The organism is Klebsiella sp. Sb-30, from assembly GCF_057652795.1.
In genome coordinates, this window is the sequence record NZ_CM172749.1 from 1209982 (window position 1) to 1230240 (window position 20259).

Sequence of the window (20259 nt, forward strand, 5' to 3'; positions counted from 1 at the left end):
CCGTTGTGTCAAATACCCGGCATAGCAGAAGGCTATGCCGGAGGAGCTCGCTTAGTTTTGCGGGTTCTCTTTAACAAACAAAGTCAGCACAAAGAAGATCGCCACAAAAGCGATAATCAAGTTGAAGCCCAGCGAGACGCCATACATCTGGGATACCTGGCCTATCAGCCAGCCAGCAAAGGCTCCCCCCATTCCTGAGGCGACGTAAATCAATCCCATGGTCGAGCCGCTTTTATCGGTGAGCTTCGTCGCCACGGCGGAGGCCGTAGGGAACAGCACCGACATAGCGAAACCAAACACCATAAACAGGTAGACAAATTGGCTGGCAAAGTAGCGGCTGGCAATAATGGCAATCAGCGAGAACAGAGAAAACAGGATTAAGGTTTTGCGGTCGCCCAGCTTCAGGTTGATAAACCCGCCGATAAAGCGGCCGACGGTGAATAGCATGGCAAAACTGGATATGACATAGGCGGCCGTCACCATCTTGTCTTCCGCAGACGCGCCAGCAATATCCAGCGAGCTGTAGAATATCGGGAAAAAGTTCAGGAAAGCGGCTTCGGCGGCGACGTAGAACAGGATAAAGCCAATCACCAGCATCAGGCGTCTCTGGCCAAGGATATGGACAAAATCAGAGAGCTGCATGTCCATCCCCTGCGCTTTTTCCAGCTTCAGGCTGCTGAGGACCAGAATGATAATCGCAACAATAATGGCAATCCCGACATAGAACAGGCGCCATGAGACATGATGAGAGAAAAGCTGCTGTAAAATCAGCGGAGTGGCGATCATCCCCACGCCGAACATGGCGTTGGAAACGTTGAACATCATGCCGGCTTTTTCTTTGTAGAAGGTCGGGATAACGGTAATGATGGAGACCAGCATCGAGCCGATGCCCAGGCCGACAATCAAATAGAAGCCGAAAAACAGCAGCACGCTGAATGCCAGGCTGGTGCCGACCAGACCAACGGCCATCATCAGCGAGCCAATCAGCATCATGATCTTCAGCCCTTTTTTATCGGTAAAGTAGCCGGTGAGCAGACTGGCGACCAGAAAGCCTATCTGGAAGAACATGATCAGTGTGCCTATCTGACCCATGTTGAGATTGATATCGTGCTGGACCTGCTCAAGTATCAGACCTTTGGTGTTCTGTATGCCGCCAAGAAGGAACATGGTGACGAACAGCAGGAAAAATACTTTCCATTTTTGTTGGTTAGCCATTGTGAATTTCCCCTGTATTAGCAAATGGGCTTTTGGTAATGGTTGCCTGCGGCGTCGAAAAGCGACTGCTCCGCCCAGCCGTAGCAGTAATAGAGCAGATCGTCGCAGTCGCTCTGTTCTGCTGCATTAATCGCTTCCAGGAGCGCTGCCGGAGGCAGGTTCCACATCTGAATTCCGCTGTAAATGAAGGTGCCCGGCTGCGATTTTTCACGCACCAGATTGTTTTGCTGTTTTACAAATTCAATCGGGAAACCTTCTGCTTTGAACTGTTGATATGTGATGTCGTAGGGCAGGTTGAACAGGCGCATAAAGGCGCGAAAGGCGCTTTCACGCTGGGCGTCATCGTTGGCGAAATATTCAATGAGTCCCTGAACGTCCGCGCCGCCGCCGAGCTTATGGTAGGGGAAGTGTTTCAGGACCTTAGAGGAACGAGTCAGTGACTGATAGTCCTGACCTAAGATCCAGGAATAGGCTGGTGGCCAGAGATCGAGCCAAAGTTCGCTTTCCCCGGCTTCCCTGTCGCTGATTCCGGCCAGCAGGTTCTGTACAAAGCGAGAGACGCTATGCTGGCGAAACGCCATCCAGCGCTGCAGGAGCTCGTCATTTAATAAGGCATCGACCGTCGCCTCGTATTCGCCGGAGCGCATGTGAGCCGCCAGGGTTTCCAGACGTTGGCGTACCGCCTCGACATTGATGCCTGTCCGGGTCATTTCGCTCTGACAGTGCGGACAGAAACAGGTGAATAATCCTCTGGGGCTGACGCTCTTACCCGCCCAGTCGGGATAGCGGATGCGGTCAATCAGGAAAGTCGAATAACCATACTGTGCCTTGATAGCGCTGAAAGTCGCTATCCAGAGTTCAATAACGTCCGGGCCATTAGGACATAGCCAGTGTTCAACCGGGGTGCCGCGAAAATCGATCACCTGATTGTTTTCGATCTGTCCGGCAAAATCGCCGTTGAGAATATTAACCCAGGGGATCACTTTATAAGGACCGCTATCGGTTGCCTGCTTCAGATCCCGCAGAGGATCGGACCCCGCAACAATAGTGGGATCAACGCGCTGATTCAGCCGCTGTGGGGGCAAATCGAGTTTGACATGCAGCGTGGCGGTGCCTTGCACAAATTCATGTTTCGGATTGTGCGGCAGGCGGCCCGTGGGGTAAGGGTTGCGTTCAAAAATCGTGTTGACCTCAACAAAGAGGCGATCGACGCCGTTCATTTTAGTAATACGTTCAAGTATTGAGTCGACGCCTTCATCAAGAATATCGTGTGGGTGTAGATGGATCCCGGCCATTTGCGGCTCCTCATTGTTCTGGCTGCTGGTGGTATTTAGATAAGCTGTGTGTCCGGCATAAATTGAATCGATGGGTAGACCGCATGGAGCGCCAGCATAGCCATTCCGTATAGCGGTGCTTTTTCTTTTAATTCAGAAAGTTCGACGGATACACGGGTATTGGCAAACAGATGCCTGTCGAGATTGGCCTGTACTCTTGGCATGAAGAGTTCAGCGGATTGCGAGACGCCACCCGTAAGAATGACTTTCTCAAGGTTGGCTATTGTCACCATGTTGAGAATGCCGATGGTTAAGTAGTCCGCCATCTCCTCCAGCAACATAGCGGGTAGTGTTTCACCCTGGGCGGCGGCGATAAGTATTTCATGGGCGTTCATGCTTTGGCCGCTTAGCGCGGACATTCTCTCTTTGAGTCCGGAGCCGGAGCAGTAGTTTTCGAAGCAGCCCTTATTTTTCCAGTTCTGAGTCAGATGGTTGCGTTCGAAGAGCATATAGCCAATTTCACCGGCAGCATTATTGATGCCCCGGATAATTTTTCCATCCATCAGCAGCGCCGATCCCAGCCCGGTGCCAATACCAATAAGCGCGGCGCTATGAACGTGGCGACATTTTCCTTTCCACATTTCGCCGATCAGCGCTGCGCGAATATCGTTTTCCAGCACCACTCTGATATTCAGGCGCGCGTTTAATTCATCGGCAAGCGGAATGTTGTCCCACTCAGGCAGGTTAGGGGAACCTTCCAGAACCGTTCCGCTGCGATAATCAACGATGCCCGGTGTGGCGATGCCGATCACTTTCAGCTTGTCACGAGGTATATGATTCTGTTCAATAAATGATTCAATACTGGCGCTGAACAGATCGAGAAATTCCCGACGGGTTGTGACGTCATAGGTCGACTCCTGATGCTGCGCCAGCAGCTCCGCATTGAGATTAAAGAGTGAGAAGGTGATTTTAGTTCCACCTAAATCAATGCCGATACCGAGCCCATGGTTGGGATCAAAGTTAACCAGAATACCTTTGCGCCCCAGGCCGGCGTCTTCGCTGACGCCGCTCTCATAGATAATTTTCTCTTCCAGCAGATCGCTCACGATTTCAGAAATCGTTGCTTTAGTGATGCCAGTAACCTTGGCTATCTGGGCGCGAGAAAGGGGGGAGTTCTCACGGATGACGTTGAGGACTACGGAGGCATTCATCTGCCTTAAGGTGTTGGGAACATTCAGCTTCAAAGTGCCATTCCTTTAGTTTGTAAACTAAACTAATTAATCGAAAAAATGCTTATTTATCTCGTTAAAAACACATTACATCTTTTTTAAGCGGCTTATAAAGCGTTATTTTTGATCATATAGTTTGCTTTGTATATTTTATGAAAGAGATCACATAATGAGGAGGAGGCGATTGTCGGGCTGATATGAGAGTCGCGAGGTAAGTCACCGAACGAACTTTTTTTAATCAATTACCTATGGTAAGAGTAGCGGAATATCTGCGCACGGTTTCTGAAATTATCCTGTGAACCGTCATGGCTGCTAAAGCCGAAAATGATGAAAGCTCACTTAATGAAATGAGGTTTATCAGCCAGTTATTTCATTAATTTGCATGGGTAACGCATCCAGTTTTCGCATAGTCAGGCTTCTTTTAGACCATTTAGCATCCCCGTGCAGAGAAGTAATGACTCTGCGGCTCCACGTCATGGCCAGGTTTTCAGCCTGAAACCGCTCTAGTATTTGGCCGATGCATTGATGTATTCCCGCGTCAGGGTCCAGATACCGCTGAGCGTTTTTGCGCCCCGGTATGGAACGCGAAGCTTCATCAAATGCCGTTTCATCCCTGTAAACTGAACCAAGACAAAGCAAAATGTTATCATCCGCTTTATGACCCTGGCCCAAAATCAGTTCAGTGCTACATCAGAGATCCGGATCTTTTTGCAGACTCCGGATAAATTCCTCTGGTGTCTGGTTATTTTATGATGAACAGGGGCGTTGTTGGTTATATTCATGTCGCCAGCAGTCGATCCTCTCTTGAGCATCTTCGGGGACAGGAACCAGTGCACATTCAGGCATTCATCGCGAAGGCTACCATTAAATGGCTCGACCAGTTCGTTGTCTGTGGCGGTTCATACCTCAAAAACAAGAAAGCTTTATGAGGTGCCTAAAAGGTTCGGATTTAATGAGTTCTCTTCGGACTTCGCGGGACAAATTCAAGGCACAAAAAAGCCCGCAGGGCTTGCGCCGTGCGGGCTCTTAGGACTTCATCGGATGACTCTGGTAATCACCGATGGAGAATTTTGGTGCTGGCGGAGTCTGAATTGGTTGTGTAACTTGTTGTTTAATACCTGATAACCTTCAGTTCAATTTTCATTTTGGTCCCATTGTTGGTCCTAAAAGAAAAAGTCAGGTTTTTTTCCGGGGAGGGGAGGTTACAGCGGGAGTCTCTTCGTCTGTGAGATTAGCATTTTGCTTTCCTTCAGTCAGCTCTGTATTTAAGCGTTTATTTCACATTATTTTTTAGCAAGCCGGTAGAGCTCCTTGCTCGCAGAATATCCACTACGGAAATATACGGGGTTTGTTCTTGCCACGAAAATCCTTTCCGATCGATACGGACAAGCCCGTATTTTTCTACCAGAAAGTTCACTGCATCACTGAGCGATATTCCAGCATCAATATGTTCCTGGATGGTGGAGTCATTGCTGAATGGTGTGTCATTCAGCGTCAGGCCATAGTGCTGCGATAACAGATGAGTTAGCAGCAACTGCCAGATTTCAACGGGTGACAGGCAGGGCTGACTCGCCCGCGTCGGGTGTGATGATATGGTTTGCATGATGTTTACTCTGTGATGTTAAGGGAATAAGCAGGGGGTTACTGCGGCTCAGTCTGCTCAGAATAGATAGCAATGTAGACATAGCCACAGGAGCCGAGTGTGTCGGCTTCGCAGGTGAGTCCGTTGTGGTAAAGCGTGACGCAGTGCTGATAGCGGGGATTGAGCTCGCTGCTAATCAGCATCAACTCCAGTTGTTTGAGCATCAACGGAAAGGCCTGGTCGAGGCGCAATGCATCGTTGTCACTGAAAGCACCGTTAAACCCGGCGCGGTCAGCGAGAAAATGCACCCGATTGCCTTCCTGTACCAGACGAGCCCCAAAACAGGGGGTAATAGCACGTTTTAGTCCCCACAGCTGGCAGGCGGGACTCTCCGGCTTAGTACCGGATTCGGAGTGATTGTTCATTATTGTTCCTGATAAAAGGGAAGGATTAATTGAGAGTGACGCTACGAAGAATCACATAGGGACCATTGCGGTCCTGACGACGTTCAGCAAACACGGCCAGAACGCCACGTATGTCCTGAATTTCCCGGCCAGCATAATGGCAGATACTACCTGACCATTTATATTTGCCCGTACTGAAGCGAAACAGTCGGGAGCCAGGATGTTGCCGGTACAGGGTCATTGCCTGGCGTTTGCTGATGATTTTCATATCCAGCCTCGCTCTGCGAACGACACAATGCCCTCTGAACCGATGACCAGATGATCGAGCGTGTTCACATCAACCAGTGCCAGCGCTTCTTTAAGCCTGCCCGTAATGTTGCGGTCGCATTGGCTGGGCTCCGGGTCACCGGATGGATGGTTATGCGCCAGTACGACAGCTGCAGCATTGAAGCGAAGCGCTGACTTCACTACCTCACGGGGATGGACCTGGACATGGTTAATCGAACCAGCAAACAGCGTTTCGCTCTCCAATAAACAGTGCTGGTTATCGAGATAGAGCACCATAAACACTTCCCGTTCTTGTCCTGCCAGCTGTAACCGAAGCCAGTCACGGGCTGCCGTACTTGAGGTAAAGGATATGCCGGACTGACGCAGATATTTATCCAGTAGATTGATAGCGCGGCGAATGGTGCGTTGGGCATAGGGGGTTAATCCGGAGGTCGCAGGGAGCAAATAACCATGCGGGGCCATAATCGCCAGTGGAAAGGGTTCAGGCTGCGTTGACACCGGGGATAATGCGGTATTCATGTCAGGTATTCCTCAGTCGATTAGATGCATAATGGCGCTGCATTCCGGATGGTTTAGCGCGTAGTCGCGTAAGCGATAATAGTGCTCAGTCATCGCGTCACACTCGCTGCGACAGGCATGGTGGTTGTAAGCCATCAGACAGGCGACCATCCCTGCAGCTTCACTGGTAAGCTCTGCGCCATTGCCGTTCATGCTGTTGAACAATGCCCACTTCTCATCGCTCTCTGACTCTGGAGCCATAAAAGCACCTCCATTACTGAGCGTCGAAAAGCGCCAGATACCGCCGTGATAATCGACACACAGCCGGTCCATCCAGGCGAAAATGCGAGGTTCAAGGGTTATCCATTGTGGGATGGAGCCAAAGTGCTGCGGCCAGAAGCCGATGCGTAACTCGTCCGGGACCACTGAGGCAGTAATTGCGGTATGCTCTGCAAACTGATGATTTTGTGTATTCATTAAACTATCTCCTTATGCCGGAACGGTTGTTTAACGCCCGAAAAATTCGAGCATATTTTCTGCCATAACCCACAGGGCGCGATTGAGCTTCACGTCACCATCAATACCGGTAATGGCACGGGTGCGGCTGCTTTTCCCCTGAGCGGTTCGCCCTGACAGACCACCTTTCATCAGGTTCTCCTGCACGCGCTGGTAAACGGTCCACAGGTCATCGCTGTAGTCCTCCCGACGACGCGGAGTCAGCAACTGCGATACCGTGACCGGCTGGTGGTCTTCACCAAAGCGATACTTCAGCGCAGCATTCGCCAGGGCGTTACGGGCTGGTTCTGGCAGTGCCAGTAACTGCATTGCATCGCGCTTCTCCTCCACCCTGTCAAACACACCGAGCACTTCGTAAGCCCCTTCAATCACCTTCTCAACGACATTCCCTTTATGTGGTACCCGCACTTCGCCGAATGACTGACCGCAGACCAGACCATTAGTACAGACGCCACGAAACAGTCCCGGCAGCATCTGGTAGCTTGATGAGCCGTCATGGCTGTTAAGCAGAATGATTTCCGGCACCTGATGTCCGGTCAGTTGACCGGCACGACGCAGGCGAAGCATGTGTTTAGTGTGCTCCCGCTTGCTCTGGTCGCGAACCTTTGTCTGGCAGGCAAAGAACGGCTCAAAACCTTCACGCTGCAGGCTTTCGAAAATGGTAATGGTAGGGATGTAGGTGTAACGGTCTGAACGAGACTCATGCTTGTCACTCCCGAACACGCTGGGGACATGGCTCATCAGCTCTTCGTGGGTCAGAGGCCGGTCACGGCGTATCTGGTTTATACGGCCAAAGCGGCTGGCTAATCGCATGGGTAACTCCTTATGCAGTGGGTAAAAATACAAAAGGCCACACTTCCCGAGGGAGGTGTGGCCTGACTTTGTTTATATCGGTGATGTGCTGGTGGTGGTTATGCAGGGAATTTGCGGATGCCATAACGATTGATATACCGGTTCAGCCAGTAACCGGCATCCGGCTCAAAGTTCCAGGTCCGCCAGACCATGCAATGCCCATGACGGATAACCATACGGAAATGCGACCCCTGGTCATCCTCTATCGCAACGTTGGAATATTGAGACGCAACCGCCTCTGCCTGCTGGCGTGTAAACGGCCCATCAGGCAATTCAGTGAGTTCAGGCATACAGGCTCCTTAAAACAAAAAGCCCCTGTGGCATAAGCGACAGGGGCTGAATCAAATGGGTAAAGAATTGGCTAAGACGCCTTACCTCCGACAACCGTGACCTGCAGCGGTTGGTAATACTGCGGGTCGAAAACAGACAGTGGCAGGTCAATCTGGTAACCATTACGCTCTTCCGTTGCCTTCATGATTTCGACGGAGCTGACGTTTTCCACGCATTCGTTCTCCAGCGAGGCTTCCTGAGAGCGAGTGGCATCGCTGTCGCCAAATGCAGCCACCGCCATTTTCCCCATGGCCAGCGTGTTCCCCCCTTTATCTTTCAGACGCAGGGAAAGTGTCAAAGACCCGAATCCTTCACCACTTCCGCCGTTGTCCAGGCGAAACTGCCAGACGCAGACATTGCCTGGCACCCAGACCATGTCTGTGTTGCGGATACTGATGTAACGCTGTTCTTCGGCCTGAGCCGGTGACAGCAGACAAAGGCTCAGAGCGAAAACTGAGATAACGCCTTTCAGCTTCTTCATGGATTTTTCTCCTGATTCTCCGGCAGATAGAGTTTTCCCATTTCCTTGCCATCGTGCGAATACACCACCGATTTTTCACCCGTATAGCTGTCGGTTTCAATTCTGAAGCTCAGAGTGATATTGTCCGCAAGGCACAGGGCTGCCATCAGTGGCTGCACCGTTTTCTGCTGCATATCAGCAATGTAGTAATAATTGCCTGACTCACAGCCTTCCGGTGACTGGCGGGTTTTCATCACCGTATATTGCGGTGTACCGAAGGCATCCTTTTTTACCCATTCCTGGGCAATATCGGATTTATGCGAGACAACCTTGCTGAATGGTGGTGGAGTCAGGTCCTTAAACCGGGCTATCGCTTTCACGCCAGCATCTTCCTTGCTGTCGCAGCCAGAGGCACTCATTGCACCGATAACTGTCAGAACGGCAAGCACAGGTGGATACAATTTCTTCATGGTGCAGATTCCTTATTATTCGTCCGTTCCGTTGCTTCAGCAGTTGCCAGTTCGTCGGCACAACTCAGCCAGACTCTGTTGGGCTACCCACTGCTGCAATTTCTGCTCTGAGGCAGAACGCTTCGCCGCCAGGGCAGCCTGCTGCTGTTTGTTGACACAGTTTTCCGGAAATGCAGCAAGCACCTGCTTGCTGTGAGGTTCATTAACTAGCTCCAACTGATACTGGGTGTCGATGATAGTGAAGTAACACCCTTTCCCCTGGTCTTCCCCCTGATAGACCGATGTCAAGTCGGAGTAATAACCGCTGGCAGGTTTCAGATTCAGCTTGCGCACGGTATGCGTTTTTTTATCGGCGAGAAAATAAGCACCACCACCACGCTGACGCAGCAGGAATTGCCTGGTCCAGGGATAATTGCCAATCACACTGGCCTGATAGAGCGTATTGTTTAGCGTGTCGTTATCCATGCCATCGGCCGATTTCCAGCCATCCGCCTGCATGTACTGCCAGAATTTGACGGTACCCACGACAGTTTCGGCAGACGCCGGAAAGACAGCGCTAGCGCAGAGACTGACGGCCAGCGCAGTTGTGGTCAGTAATTTCTTCATCATGATTCCTTATGAGGTAAAAGACCGTCGCCGGTTCTGGCGAGCAGTGAGTGAAAAACGTGAAAATGGGGAAGAGCTCTGAGGAACTCTGGTTCGGCGAGAACGTTGCGAATCTGAAGGTCAGGCACGAACAGTTTCGGGTGCAAGGTAACCGCATGGATATCGTTCAGCGGAAACACTGCCACGCGATGATGATGCTCTCCAGTCAGATACCAATGCCCGCCACAGAGTACGAGGCGGTAGGGTGCAAGCCCTGAGCAACGACAACCTTCAGCCAGCAGCGTCACGCGACGATGCTCTGATATAGCCCTGACAAGGCGTGTAAATATGCCTGGCCTGGGCGGCGACAATGACTCCGATTCTGCCCATATGAGGCACGGAGACTCACCAGGTCCACTCAGCAGTGAGCTGATCATGTGGCTATCCATGTCAGGAAACAACGCCACCACACCTGACTGACGAGCAAAAGTCAGTACAGCCAGTTCGCGTTGATGGCTACCTGAGAGCAGACGACAGGTGCCATCGCGATATTCCAGGTCCAGGTACATCAGTCGCTCACGAAAATCCCGGCGAAGGGTGCGGACTGACACGCCAAATTCTGTGGCAAGAAGAGCCATATCCAGTGTTTCACCAGCAACAAGGCGACTGATAATGAGAGACAGCCGAACCGCCAGCCGTTCATGGCGACGCTCAGTCTGGGACATTAGATTTTCTCCATCCCGTTAACAGGCTGAAAATTAAGTGATTAGTGTAACGAAGGGGTCGGACAGGGTATGGACAGGGGAAGGCGTATTTTTTCAAAGCGTGGATTTCAGGCGTGATGCGCCGTTGTGCCTGACTGATGGATTAGCAGCTCATTAATTGAGCTACTGAAGGACAGGAAGTGTCCGTCATAAGTTGTTGTCAGAAGAAAATCCAGTCCCAGACAGCACGGGCAACTGACACCACGGCTTCCCGGACGGTCCGAATCACCGCCCTTACCGGTGCTGGCAAAAAAGATGAAGACTCCACAGTGCCAATCATTTCATCTACTGCATGACTAAAGCGCTCGCGGGCCTGTTTTTTTACTGGTTCTGTGCAGAGCCTGCCATGCAGTTGTGTCGTCAATGGGCTGGTGGCCCGGTCAGGCAGGCTACTCATCATGGTATCTACCAGGGATTCCATACCCCACCCGGTTCGGGCTGACACCACGCAAACCGGATGATGCGACAGGAACTGCTTTTGTACGGCATTTTGCTTCGCCTTAATTGTCGATATCTGAGCCGGGGAAGGTAGGTTATCGGCAACACTCCACTGATGGCAGGGCTCGGCCTTGTCAGCCTGATTTACAACAAACAGCACCCGGCGCTGATACGCCATCATCACCTTGCGATAGAAGTGTTCATCCACCGACAGAGCGCGATCATCGGCTTTGATAACCCAGAGTACCAAATCCACTTCGGGAAGGATGTGACGATAGAGTGCGGCGTATTCTTTATCTCTTTGATCGCTTTCACCCACCCCCGGCAAATCAATAATCATCAGGCTGTGATCGCCATTGCGGAGCCGAAAGCGCAGAACATCACGGGTGCAAGAGTCAACATTACTGACAGGTGTTACCTCTCCCTGAAAGAGAGCATTACAGAGTGACGACTTACCAGCCCCTGTTTTGCCCATAATACCTATCACAGGTTCGTACTGCGTAATGCTACGCAGACGTTCAAGGATGAGGTTTCGAATCTGGTGTGGCAGTGAAGCCAGAGGCTTCTCAAGGGCCTGAAGGCCGTTATATTTTTGCATACGGAGATCTCAGCGTGAAAATAACAAGCCCCGCGATCAGGTAAAAATGCGGGGGATTCACGGAGATAATATCTATGTGAAATTATTTGGATTGCTCTCTAATTGTTTGACATTGCACTTTTGGGATTTGGATGCATTCAAATCCATAAGAGTGTATAGGTTAGAAAATGCATGCGTTGAGATGGTTATTAAAAAAGTGATAAAAAAACTAGCCAAGAGTACTGTTTAAGTGTACAGTATTTTTGCTTGAAGGGATGTGTAACTTTTAATGGCGAAAAGTTGACCTGTTGGGTTTACTCCATATTGAACAAGAGGTTATACTCAAAGAAAATATTTTCTATGGACTAGGAATGTTTACTGACCCTAACAGCGACCCAAAAGCATGGGAGCAATATTTTAAGAGTATTGTCCGTTTGCATTATAAACCGGCAAATTTCTGTGACATGCCCGATTCGCAAAATGGTGATTTCGGTATTGAATGTTACACCCTGTCGGGGCATGTGTTTCAATGTTACTTACCGGAACAATCAAGTGATGTCGAAAAATTAGTAAAATCTCAACGTCGTAAAATAAATACAGATATTTTAAAGTTTACAACAAAATATAGAGAAGATCTCGAACTGCTCTTTGGCGATACAAAAATTAGTCGGTGGATCTTAGCAACACCATATAGTAAATCATCGAAATTAACACAATACTGTACTCAGAAATCTTTACGGGTACGTGCTCTTGGTTTGCCCTATGTTTCTAATGATTTTCAAATATTAGTTAAGACAGATAGCGATTATATTACAGAAAGAGCATTGCTTCGTAGAACAAATTTCCAGCTAAATTTGGAACTAGATAATTCAACAGTTGAGAATGCAGTTTCATTTATAAATGAAAATGTTGATTTTCTTGATAAATTAAATTTAAAACTTCCTAAAATTGACCCCTCAGAATCGGCACAAGAAAGTTATCGGCATTTTTTAATACAAAAATATCTTGATTATCAAAACCTTTTGGATGAATTAAAGCAGAACTGGGTTGATATTTATCAAGTTGTTTATAAATGTATACAACAAAGAGAAACGAATTTAGTCGGACTCTCTATGTTGAGCTCTTCAGGTACACAACCAGGGGAGAAAATGCTAAAACAAATGGAAGCATTAAAGAGTGATATTGAAAAAGAAATACCTACTTTTAAAGGGTCAGATTTAGAAAAGATTAACTGGGGTGTTATTTCTGACTGGTTAATTAGATGTCCTTTGGATTTTTGAAATGGTGAAAAATGAATATTAAAGTAGAAGACATCATCGGACGTCCTTTCACTTTCACGAGAAGGCCAGAGCATCTTCCATGTGAAATGAGGCCGATGTGGCGTGCTAGTTTGATTATAATTTCTTTCACGCTTGTTGCTTCCAGAACTAGTACATGCTCATTAAAAAAAATTCATGTAATTAACTGGTTGTTAAAGTCAGAAAAAAATTCTAACGATTTTGGGTTTTGGACTATAAATAAAGATGGTGTAAAGCCAGAAGTAAGGATGGATCCAACCCTTGATAGGGCTATTGAACTTTTACTGGCTGAGAAATTTATCACCCATGAAAATGGTAAATATAGTCTTACTGATAAAGGAAATCAATCATCATTAGAGTTGCTCTCTATGAATGTATTTAAAAAGGAGTCAGGTATCCTATTAAAAAATAAAAAAGGCCTGACTGAAGCTAATATTACAAAACTATTTCAGGTAGGATGATATGTCTTTTGAGTTAATATCACTTAAAATAACTGTTAATACAATTGATGGGCCATATGGAGTTCACATTCCATTCTCAAACGGACTTTTTCTTTTGCGCGTTGAGAACTCGCATGGTAAGTCAACCTGTATGAATGCTATCGCATATGCTCTTGGAATGGAAAAGGCATTAGGTTTAGGGGGGACAAAAATACCATTTCCTCCATCTTTGACTAGAGCGCTGACGAATAAAGAAGGTAAAGAAGTTAAAGTAATTAAATCATTTGTTGAGCTGACTATTAAAAACAAATGGAACAAATTTGCAACGTTGAAAAGAAATATAGCAGGTTTTGAAAGTGATAATATTATTGTCATAAAAGAGTTTGATGTCGAAGGTGAGAGCAATAATGGAACATATTTTTTACATCTTGAAGGAGATACTAAAAGGGAGTTAGGGTTTTATTTTTGGTTATCTAAATTCCTTGATTGGAGCATTCCTCAAGTACCAAACCATAATGGTAAAGATACTCCATTATACCCATCGGTACTTTTCCCTGGATGGTTTGTTGAGCAAAAAAAAGGATGGTCTTCAATACTTGCTACAATACCTTCGCAATTTGGTATAAAAGAATGTAAAAAAAGGGTGTTGGAGTTTTTACTTTCCTTAGATGTTAATGATAATCTCTTAGAGAGAAGTGCGATTAAAAATGAAATCGATAATATTTCGTTTAAATGGAAATTAATCAGGCATAATGCAGAAATTGTAGCAGCAAAAATCTCAGGTATTGTCTCAGGCATCCCTGAACAACCTGAAGTGAAATTTGATACATACAAAATTGATTTAGTATTAAAAGAGCAAGAGTCTATCATTTCTGCAATTGACTATCGCAAGAATTTAGAGTCTCAGTTGAAAGATTTTAATAATGAAACTATAAATCCTCAAGATAACGAAAAAGTACAGATAGAGTTAGTTAGAGTCATTAGCTCTAAATTAGATGAGATTAACTCCCAAGAGTTATCTTTGCAAAAGGTTAGCGATCATAAAAGTTATATAACACATCAAATATCATCTACAAAAGACAGGCTGAATAATCTTTTGGATGATAAAAGGAAATATGAAGATCTGAAGAAAATCGCAGCTTCTTCTGTATTTGAAAATACGCATTTGAATAGTAATGAGTGCCCAACATGCGGGGCGACATATAGTGATAATTTATTAGATCTTTCATCACAAGAAAATCTAATGACCTATGAGAGTAGTTTAAGTTTTATCAAAGATCAGATTAAAGCCTTTGAGTTTGTTTTGCATGATTGTGAAAAACAGTATCAATATAAAATTTCGGAGCAGAGAAAAATTGAGGAGCGTATCGCTTCTTTAAAAGTTGATATCGATAGGTTGAGAAAAAGAGATAATTCATCTGTAGCCTTACAGGAAGAAATGTTACGCAAAAAAATAAACCTAGAAAATTCAATTGAAAGTATAGATGATGCGTATGTTTCTTTGGCTGAAATTAAACTTGAATTAAATGCAATTCATTCAAATTATATTAAGCTCCTTGCGAAAAGAAAGGCGTTACCTCAAAGTGCTCTTTCCATTAAAGATCAAGATAAACTGCAATCGTTGAGAGTTGGTTTGGTCAGTAGGCTTAAGAAGTATAATTTTTCTAGTTTTGATGCGGACTTAATTAACATTTCTGAAGAAACTTATCTGCCAACGAGGGAGGGTTATGATATTGGGTTTGATACTTCTGCAAGTGATGGTATTCGTATTATTTGGGGATATTTGATTAGCTTGTTTTCTGTCGGTAAAGAGTATTCAACAAACCATCCTGGGGTAGTTGTCTTCGATGAACCTCGGCAGCAAGAGGCGAACAAGGTTAGTTTCGCTGAGTTGCTTAGAGATGCAGCTAAGTCAGCTTCAAACGGTGGACAAATAATCTTTGCAACTTCTGAAGAGGAAAATGTTCTTGTTGAAGCGTTAAGAGATCATGACTATAGAATAGTATCATTTGATAAAAATGATGGGAAATTACTAAGGAAATTAGATAGCTGAGTGTATGGTAAGAACTTACACTCGTTTACTCTGAATGGTTATCTTGACTCTGCCAGCTTTCGAGTCGTGATTAATTGATGATAATCCATAAAATAACCCCCCCCTGCTACAACTGCTACATGTAGCAGTTGTAGCAGGGGGGGGTAAGAACTTTTTGTTGCCATCTGGATGATAATATAGAATCCTTTTAACCTGTATCCTTGATCTAAAAATTTGTTTTTAACTTAATTTTATTGCAATTAAGATAGCATCCGCGATTATTTTTCTGTTATGCCTACTACCTTCTGCAAGTGCCCTGAGGCTAGAAATATTAACCAACATCTCTCCGGGAATTTTTAGGTACGGTATGATGTAATCAATATTGAGTATGAAGTTATAAAGTGTAAACTCTGGTAGGTAGCTTATAAGAGTTTTGTTGAGTTCACGAGTTGTCAGTATTTTTTCGTTGATGAATATCTCTGCTAGTTTCTCACTGCATACATTCTCTTTAATGATACTTATCCGTTTAATTATCTTCCCTAATGCATGTTCAATATCATCGAGAACTCCAGATAAAGATTGGGGGTGTACGGCATAAAAATCTAATTCGTTATAAACACTTATCCTGCGTACCAGGTCGTTATATTGTTTTATGACATGCATGATTTGTAAGTTATTTTCATATTCCGTTAGTAAAAACTTCGGACGCTCCGACTTGGTATGCCTCATAACCCCGTCGGTAAAAACACTTTGGCAAGATAACATTATATTTATATCTGCAGTTAGTTCTCCATTTTTTATATTTTTCCCTTTTGATTTTATTTTAAGTGCCAATTTTAACATGCTGCAAGCGGCAGGGAGATAACCAAAAGGTAACTTATGTGATGAAATCTCATCCAACAGAATCTCTGCTTCCTGTAAATCATCAATGCAAATGTTATAAAGAATTTTAGAAAAAATAAAATATGGTTTAAGTACCTCCGCATCCGGAGTGTGCTTAAGGTTTTTCATCAGTTCAACTAAATCTAACTCCGTAAAGATCTCACCACCATGAGAGTTAAAGACAATATCCCATATCACGTGAACATCCTGCCAGGCTTCTTTCCCAATAGTTACAGAGAAAGGCGCTATGGTTTTTTTTTGAAATTCATCAATCAAAGTACCAAGCAGCATTTCATCGAAATTCTCCGATTCATAGATATAGTTGCATAATGCTATATAATAGTTGTCAGTTTGCCCCTCATCCAGTTGGAGATATCGGTAAGAACGAGAAATGTTTTTGACCAGACCAGTTTTTCGTTCAAATGCCAACATAATAGTAAGTGATATGTACGCTGCTTTAAAATTGTTTAATTTGGCTTTGATCTTATCAAAATCAGCACTTTTTAAATTTTTCTTAAAATAACCAATGCACTCATCGATTTCGAAAAGCATCCATGATTTTTTTTGATTGCTACTATCCTTGATGCCTCTTATACGTTCGCGAATTGGTTGGAGCGTTCTTTTGTTAGTAATTTCAATTTCATCAATACGGTCTCGCAAGTAGTCTCTAACCCCAGAAAAAATATCTCTCTCGTTGTTCCCCGGAATCGAGCAATGTTCACTCAATAAAAAATGGTGTAGATGGTAGTAAAATCCGTGCTTATTATCAGGCCTGAATGTTTTATACATATCCAGAGCCACGAATGAATGCAGGGCAAACTGGAGATACCGTTCAGAAACCTGTTCCTTGTTCAGAGAACTGAACACCGGGCATGACATAAGCTGGTTATAAAACATTTCGTATTTATAGAAGAAACCGCGTCGTTTCTCCTCACTGAAAACCCGTTCTTTATCAATTGCTTCTGCTATCTCGTTGTAACGTTGATTAAAAAACTCCTGATGCAGCCAATAGCTTCCGCGTGCACGGATGTCCCGCCCTTTACCTCCTTCCCTGAATATCCCAAAAACCTGACAGGCGTCATACATCAGATTCGCAAATACATGCTTCATAGCGCTCCCTCTTTGGTTTCCATATTTCTACGCGGACAGTATCCCAAATGTCATGGCAATGTTCTAACTCAGCCAAAGACATCCTACAGGAGAACTGAAAATGTCAACGATATGTGAACTAAAAAATCAGCCACTGCGCATCCTGCGCATGCCTGAACTGACGATGATACTCGGGATATCTCGCTCGAGTATTTACGAAAAGCTGAATCCCAAATCCCGATATTACGATGCTGAATTCCCCAGACCTGTCAGGCTTGGAGCTGCATCCGTGGGCTGGCCGTCAACGGCCGTAGAAGCGTGGATTACCTCTCGTTCCGTTTGATTTTTTGATAAGGAAAGTGTTATGAAAAATGAAATTATAGAATTGAAATTAGATTTCACGAAGTTTCCTGTTTTCTTACAGACCCTCATAAAGTGGATTCAGATGAGAACAGGGGCAGCTGTTGAGATGATTTTATCGACAGCATTAGGGGTCATGGCCTTAGCTTGTCAGGACAGGTTTGATGTCAAACCTGAGGGCAGGCCAGGGCATCCAATATCACTCTTTATCTTGGTTCTCGCAGGTTCGGGAAAAGGGAAATCAACAGTATTTAGATTACTAATGCGGGCAGTTACTCGCCTGGAGACAAGGATGGGGGAAGAATATCGACTACTGCTGATACAGTACAAAAAGGATATTACCAGCTGGAAAATTGAACATAAAAATGCTGAGAAAAGGTACAGGCAAGTTTGTGATCTCTCTCCTGAGAACCCTTTACGGCTTGAGACCTTGGAAATCTTAAATGCATGTACTGGCCGTGAACCGGAAAAACCCATAAGAAAGCGTTTTACAATCAGTGATACAACAAGTGAAGCACTGAGGAAAGAACTTGGCCTCGAGTACCCGAACCTCGTGATTGCTTCTGATGAAGCAGGGGGGCAATTCGAGAGTAATTTGTATCGCCAAACACCGTGGATTAATTCCCTCTGGAGCGGAGATAGAATTGCAGCTATCAGAGCATCCAGTAAGTGTTATGCCATCGAGGATGCCCGACTGGGTATCCTGGGTATGATTCAGCCCCAATTATTCGGAAATTTTATGATGCGTCAGGGGAAAACTGCCCGACTGTCGGGATTTTTGCCACGTTGCCAGATGATGGATTTGGATCTTAATCCATATCCCTGTGATATCAGTAGATATCCGGACCCCCACAGCTCTGTACTGGATGATTTTGAAGCGATAGTCACCGAGCATTTACTGGCAGGTATCAGTCGTCGGGAAAAAAAAGAACAACGCCTATGTATTACATTTACCCCGGATGCTCAGCTGGAATGGGATAAATGTGATAGCACTATAAAAAAGCTGATGGAGCCAGGCAATATCCTCGAAATCTACAATGATGCCGCTGCAAGATTTATGGAACAGGTAACACGAACTGCAGCTGTACTGCAGATGTTCATCACACCAAACTCAGCCATCATTACGAGGGATACGCTGCTCTCGGCGATACATATAGCAAACTGGTATCTTGATCATTTCATTGCCAAGGTGGACCAATTCAGAACGCCAACGGATGCTGAAAAAATAGAGCGTTTTATGGAAAAACAGCTTATTAAAAACGAGTCTTTCACTTTTGTTCGTCGTGAAATTCGTATCAATGGGCCTGTCAGAGATTCAGAACGGCTAGAATCTGCGCTTGAGGTGCTCAGCTCACAAGGAAAGGTACAGTTGCTTAAAAAGGACAACACTAATTATGTCAGATTCATTGGCTCAAAGACGAGTCCGCAACAACTGTGTATCCGACTTAATCTTCCCACAGAATTGTGGGGAAGCGTTGTACTGAGTAAGTTACCTGAGCCTGAATAACTTCAGAGTATTTTGTCGTTAAAAGTCATGATGTTATTTTAATGTCACCCTAGGCTGGTCGTGACTTAATCCTGAACAGATGAGCCTCAATGTGCCTGCGAGTTAGCCGGTATATGTAATATACGCTGGTTTAATAAAAAACATATAACCTCAATGCATATGGCATTTAAAACAATGTGTTATGTCAATGTAAATTAAGCATCCTTACTGCGACAAAGACACCCGTTACATAACTAACGGTCTTCCCCACAATAATCTGGGTGGCTAGCTGCTACCCATTACACACTGAATAGATATTATGAAATCATCTTATGAATTAACCGAAAAAGAATTTGAGTCTTTGGTACATATAGCCGAAAAGAAATATAGATCCCGAATTGAGAATTATATACTTCGTCGCTCACTTGCAGTGGTATATGATTTCTTGGAAAAGTATAATCGTATATTCGCTTTGTTTGTTGTCCTGAGATTTGCTCAGTCTCATGCTCCCGGTGAACCTGATTTGCCACTGTGCTTTCAGAAAGATGACGAGAAAGCTATCACCCGTGCCTTAGATTCCCTGAAAAGCCAGTTGAGAGCAGAACACAAACGCTCAGGTAGGGCTGGTGAGCCTGCACGATTTGCTTATGTCTGGGCCAGAGAACGTGATACCAGTGAACATCACCACTACCATCTTGTTTTGCTGTTCGACAGAGATATCTACGGCTATCTGGGGGATTATACTAAGAGTGGTGCAGATAATATGGGAACCCGGATACAGAAAGCCTGGTGTAGTGCGATTGGGCTTGATTATTTTGACTATACTTATCTCCCGCACTTTCCGAAGAACCATAGCGCTTGGTTTTCCCGATCTGATGCCTTGGCATTACGTCCTGATTATCATAACTTTCTGCTACGATTGGCATACTTGGCAAAAGAGTATAGTAAAGATTTCCATGATGGTAATCGAAACTTCGGTACAAGCCAGCATATAGTTTAACTATTTTATAAAAAAAGTAAGGAGCTTAAAGCTCCTTACTATATCTGCACTTTAGTACATGTCCGACATGAGGCAGATGTGGCACAAAACTTCCCCTAATCAGCCGCACGGATACCTTATACACCATTGATGTGGAACCTATAGACGTTTAGCAATTAGTACATCGGAGGCACATCATTATTATGTATAT

22 protein-coding genes and 1 pseudogene are annotated in these 20259 nt (G+C 45.4%); 6 read left to right on the top strand and 17 right to left on the bottom strand.

What is annotated here, in order from left to right; all coding sequences use genetic code 11:
- Positions 1-51: 51 nt before the first annotated feature.
- From AC236I_RS05815 to AC236I_RS05890, 16 genes and pseudogenes are all read right to left on the bottom strand, one after another.
- Positions 52-1215 carry an MFS transporter gene (locus AC236I_RS05815; RefSeq protein ID WP_004866618.1) on the bottom strand — a complete coding sequence of 388 codons (1164 nt, stop codon included), beginning with the start codon at positions 1213-1215 and terminating at the stop codon, positions 52-54.
- Between the two features lie 17 nt (positions 1216-1232).
- Entirely contained in the window at positions 1233-2510 is a 1278-nt protein-coding gene (locus AC236I_RS05820; RefSeq protein ID WP_015585914.1) for a hypothetical protein, read from the bottom strand.
- A 35-nt stretch (positions 2511-2545) separates the two neighbouring features.
- Entirely contained in the window at positions 2546-3733 is a 1188-nt protein-coding gene (locus AC236I_RS05825; RefSeq protein WP_004866608.1) for an ROK family transcriptional regulator, read from the bottom strand.
- 732 nt (positions 3734-4465) lie between these two features.
- Positions 4466-4611 (bottom strand): annotated as a pseudogene (locus tag AC236I_RS05830) (integrase core domain-containing protein); the annotation flags it as partial.
- A 380-nt stretch (positions 4612-4991) separates the two neighbouring features.
- The gene (locus tag AC236I_RS05835) at positions 4992-5321 is read right to left on the bottom strand and encodes a TA system toxin CbtA family protein (RefSeq protein WP_101427269.1); all 330 of its coding nucleotides are present in this window, start codon (positions 5319-5321) and stop codon (positions 4992-4994) included.
- Between the two features lie 38 nt (positions 5322-5359).
- Positions 5360-5725 (bottom strand): type IV toxin-antitoxin system YeeU family antitoxin, encoded by a 366-nt coding sequence (locus tag AC236I_RS05840; RefSeq protein ID WP_101427268.1) that lies wholly within the window; start codon positions 5723-5725, stop codon positions 5360-5362.
- A gap of 25 nt (positions 5726-5750) precedes the next feature.
- Complete coding sequence (locus AC236I_RS05845; RefSeq protein ID WP_181627783.1) at positions 5751-5972, bottom strand: DUF987 domain-containing protein; 222 nt, start codon at positions 5970-5972, stop codon at positions 5751-5753.
- Positions 5969-6511 (bottom strand): RadC family protein, encoded by a 543-nt coding sequence (gene radC, locus AC236I_RS05850; protein WP_101427267.1) that lies wholly within the window; start codon positions 6509-6511, stop codon positions 5969-5971. Before radC ends, AC236I_RS05845 begins: the two co-directional genes overlap by 4 nt.
- 12 nt (positions 6512-6523) lie before the next feature.
- Positions 6524-6967, bottom strand: coding sequence for an antirestriction protein (locus AC236I_RS05855; RefSeq protein WP_101427266.1), 444 nt, complete (start codon positions 6965-6967; stop codon positions 6524-6526).
- Between the two features lie 30 nt (positions 6968-6997).
- Positions 6998-7819 (bottom strand): DUF932 domain-containing protein, encoded by an 822-nt coding sequence (locus tag AC236I_RS05860; protein WP_487608711.1) that lies wholly within the window; start codon positions 7817-7819, stop codon positions 6998-7000.
- Between the two features lie 98 nt (positions 7820-7917).
- On the bottom strand, positions 7918-8148 hold the full coding sequence (locus tag AC236I_RS05865) for a DUF905 domain-containing protein (protein ID WP_101427264.1): 231 nt from the start codon (positions 8146-8148) through the stop codon (positions 7918-7920).
- A gap of 71 nt (positions 8149-8219) precedes the next feature.
- Positions 8220-8669 (bottom strand): IrmA family protein, encoded by a 450-nt coding sequence (locus tag AC236I_RS05870; RefSeq protein WP_487608712.1) that lies wholly within the window; start codon positions 8667-8669, stop codon positions 8220-8222.
- Complete coding sequence (locus AC236I_RS05875; RefSeq protein WP_032456931.1) at positions 8666-9118, bottom strand: YfjS/YafY family lipoprotein; 453 nt, start codon at positions 9116-9118, stop codon at positions 8666-8668. Before AC236I_RS05875 ends, AC236I_RS05870 begins: the two co-directional genes overlap by 4 nt.
- Positions 9119-9154: 36 nt before the next feature.
- Positions 9155-9724, bottom strand: coding sequence for a hypothetical protein (locus AC236I_RS05880; RefSeq protein WP_101427261.1), 570 nt, complete (start codon positions 9722-9724; stop codon positions 9155-9157).
- Positions 9724-10428 (bottom strand): WYL domain-containing protein, encoded by a 705-nt coding sequence (locus AC236I_RS05885; protein ID WP_101427260.1) that lies wholly within the window; start codon positions 10426-10428, stop codon positions 9724-9726. Before AC236I_RS05885 ends, AC236I_RS05880 begins: the two co-directional genes overlap by 1 nt.
- A gap of 199 nt (positions 10429-10627) precedes the next feature.
- Entirely contained in the window at positions 10628-11503 is an 876-nt protein-coding gene (locus tag AC236I_RS05890; RefSeq protein ID WP_334644474.1) for a GTPase family protein, read from the bottom strand.
- A gap of 350 nt (positions 11504-11853) precedes the next feature.
- Between AC236I_RS05890 and AC236I_RS05895 the strand changes: the two genes are divergently transcribed.
- The 3 genes from AC236I_RS05895 to AC236I_RS05905 are packed head-to-tail and all read left to right on the top strand — an operon-like array spanning position 11854 to position 15273.
- Positions 11854-12762, top strand: coding sequence for a hypothetical protein (locus AC236I_RS05895; RefSeq protein ID WP_101427258.1), 909 nt, complete (start codon positions 11854-11856; stop codon positions 12760-12762).
- A gap of 11 nt (positions 12763-12773) precedes the next feature.
- The gene (locus AC236I_RS05900; protein ID WP_039022060.1) at positions 12774-13241 is read left to right on the top strand and encodes a hypothetical protein; all 468 of its coding nucleotides are present in this window, start codon (positions 12774-12776) and stop codon (positions 13239-13241) included.
- 1 nt (position 13242) lies between these two features.
- Complete coding sequence (locus tag AC236I_RS05905) at positions 13243-15273, top strand: ATP-binding protein (RefSeq protein WP_242447862.1); 2031 nt, start codon at positions 13243-13245, stop codon at positions 15271-15273.
- 219 nt (positions 15274-15492) lie between these two features.
- Here AC236I_RS05905 and AC236I_RS05910 read toward each other — a convergent pair whose 3' ends face one another.
- Positions 15493-17244 (bottom strand): hypothetical protein, encoded by a 1752-nt coding sequence (locus AC236I_RS05910; protein WP_334644710.1) that lies wholly within the window; start codon positions 17242-17244, stop codon positions 15493-15495.
- A 100-nt stretch (positions 17245-17344) separates the two neighbouring features.
- Between AC236I_RS05910 and AC236I_RS05915 the strand changes: the two genes are divergently transcribed.
- From AC236I_RS05915 to AC236I_RS05925, 3 genes are all read left to right on the top strand, one after another.
- On the top strand, positions 17345-17566 hold the full coding sequence (locus AC236I_RS05915) for a helix-turn-helix transcriptional regulator (RefSeq protein ID WP_074599543.1): 222 nt from the start codon (positions 17345-17347) through the stop codon (positions 17564-17566).
- Between the two features lie 21 nt (positions 17567-17587).
- Entirely contained in the window at positions 17588-19090 is a 1503-nt protein-coding gene (locus AC236I_RS05920) for a YfjI family protein (protein WP_334644708.1), read from the top strand.
- A gap of 298 nt (positions 19091-19388) precedes the next feature.
- Entirely contained in the window at positions 19389-20069 is a 681-nt protein-coding gene (locus AC236I_RS05925) for an inovirus Gp2 family protein (protein WP_101427253.1), read from the top strand.
- Positions 20070-20259: the final 190 nt, after the last annotated feature.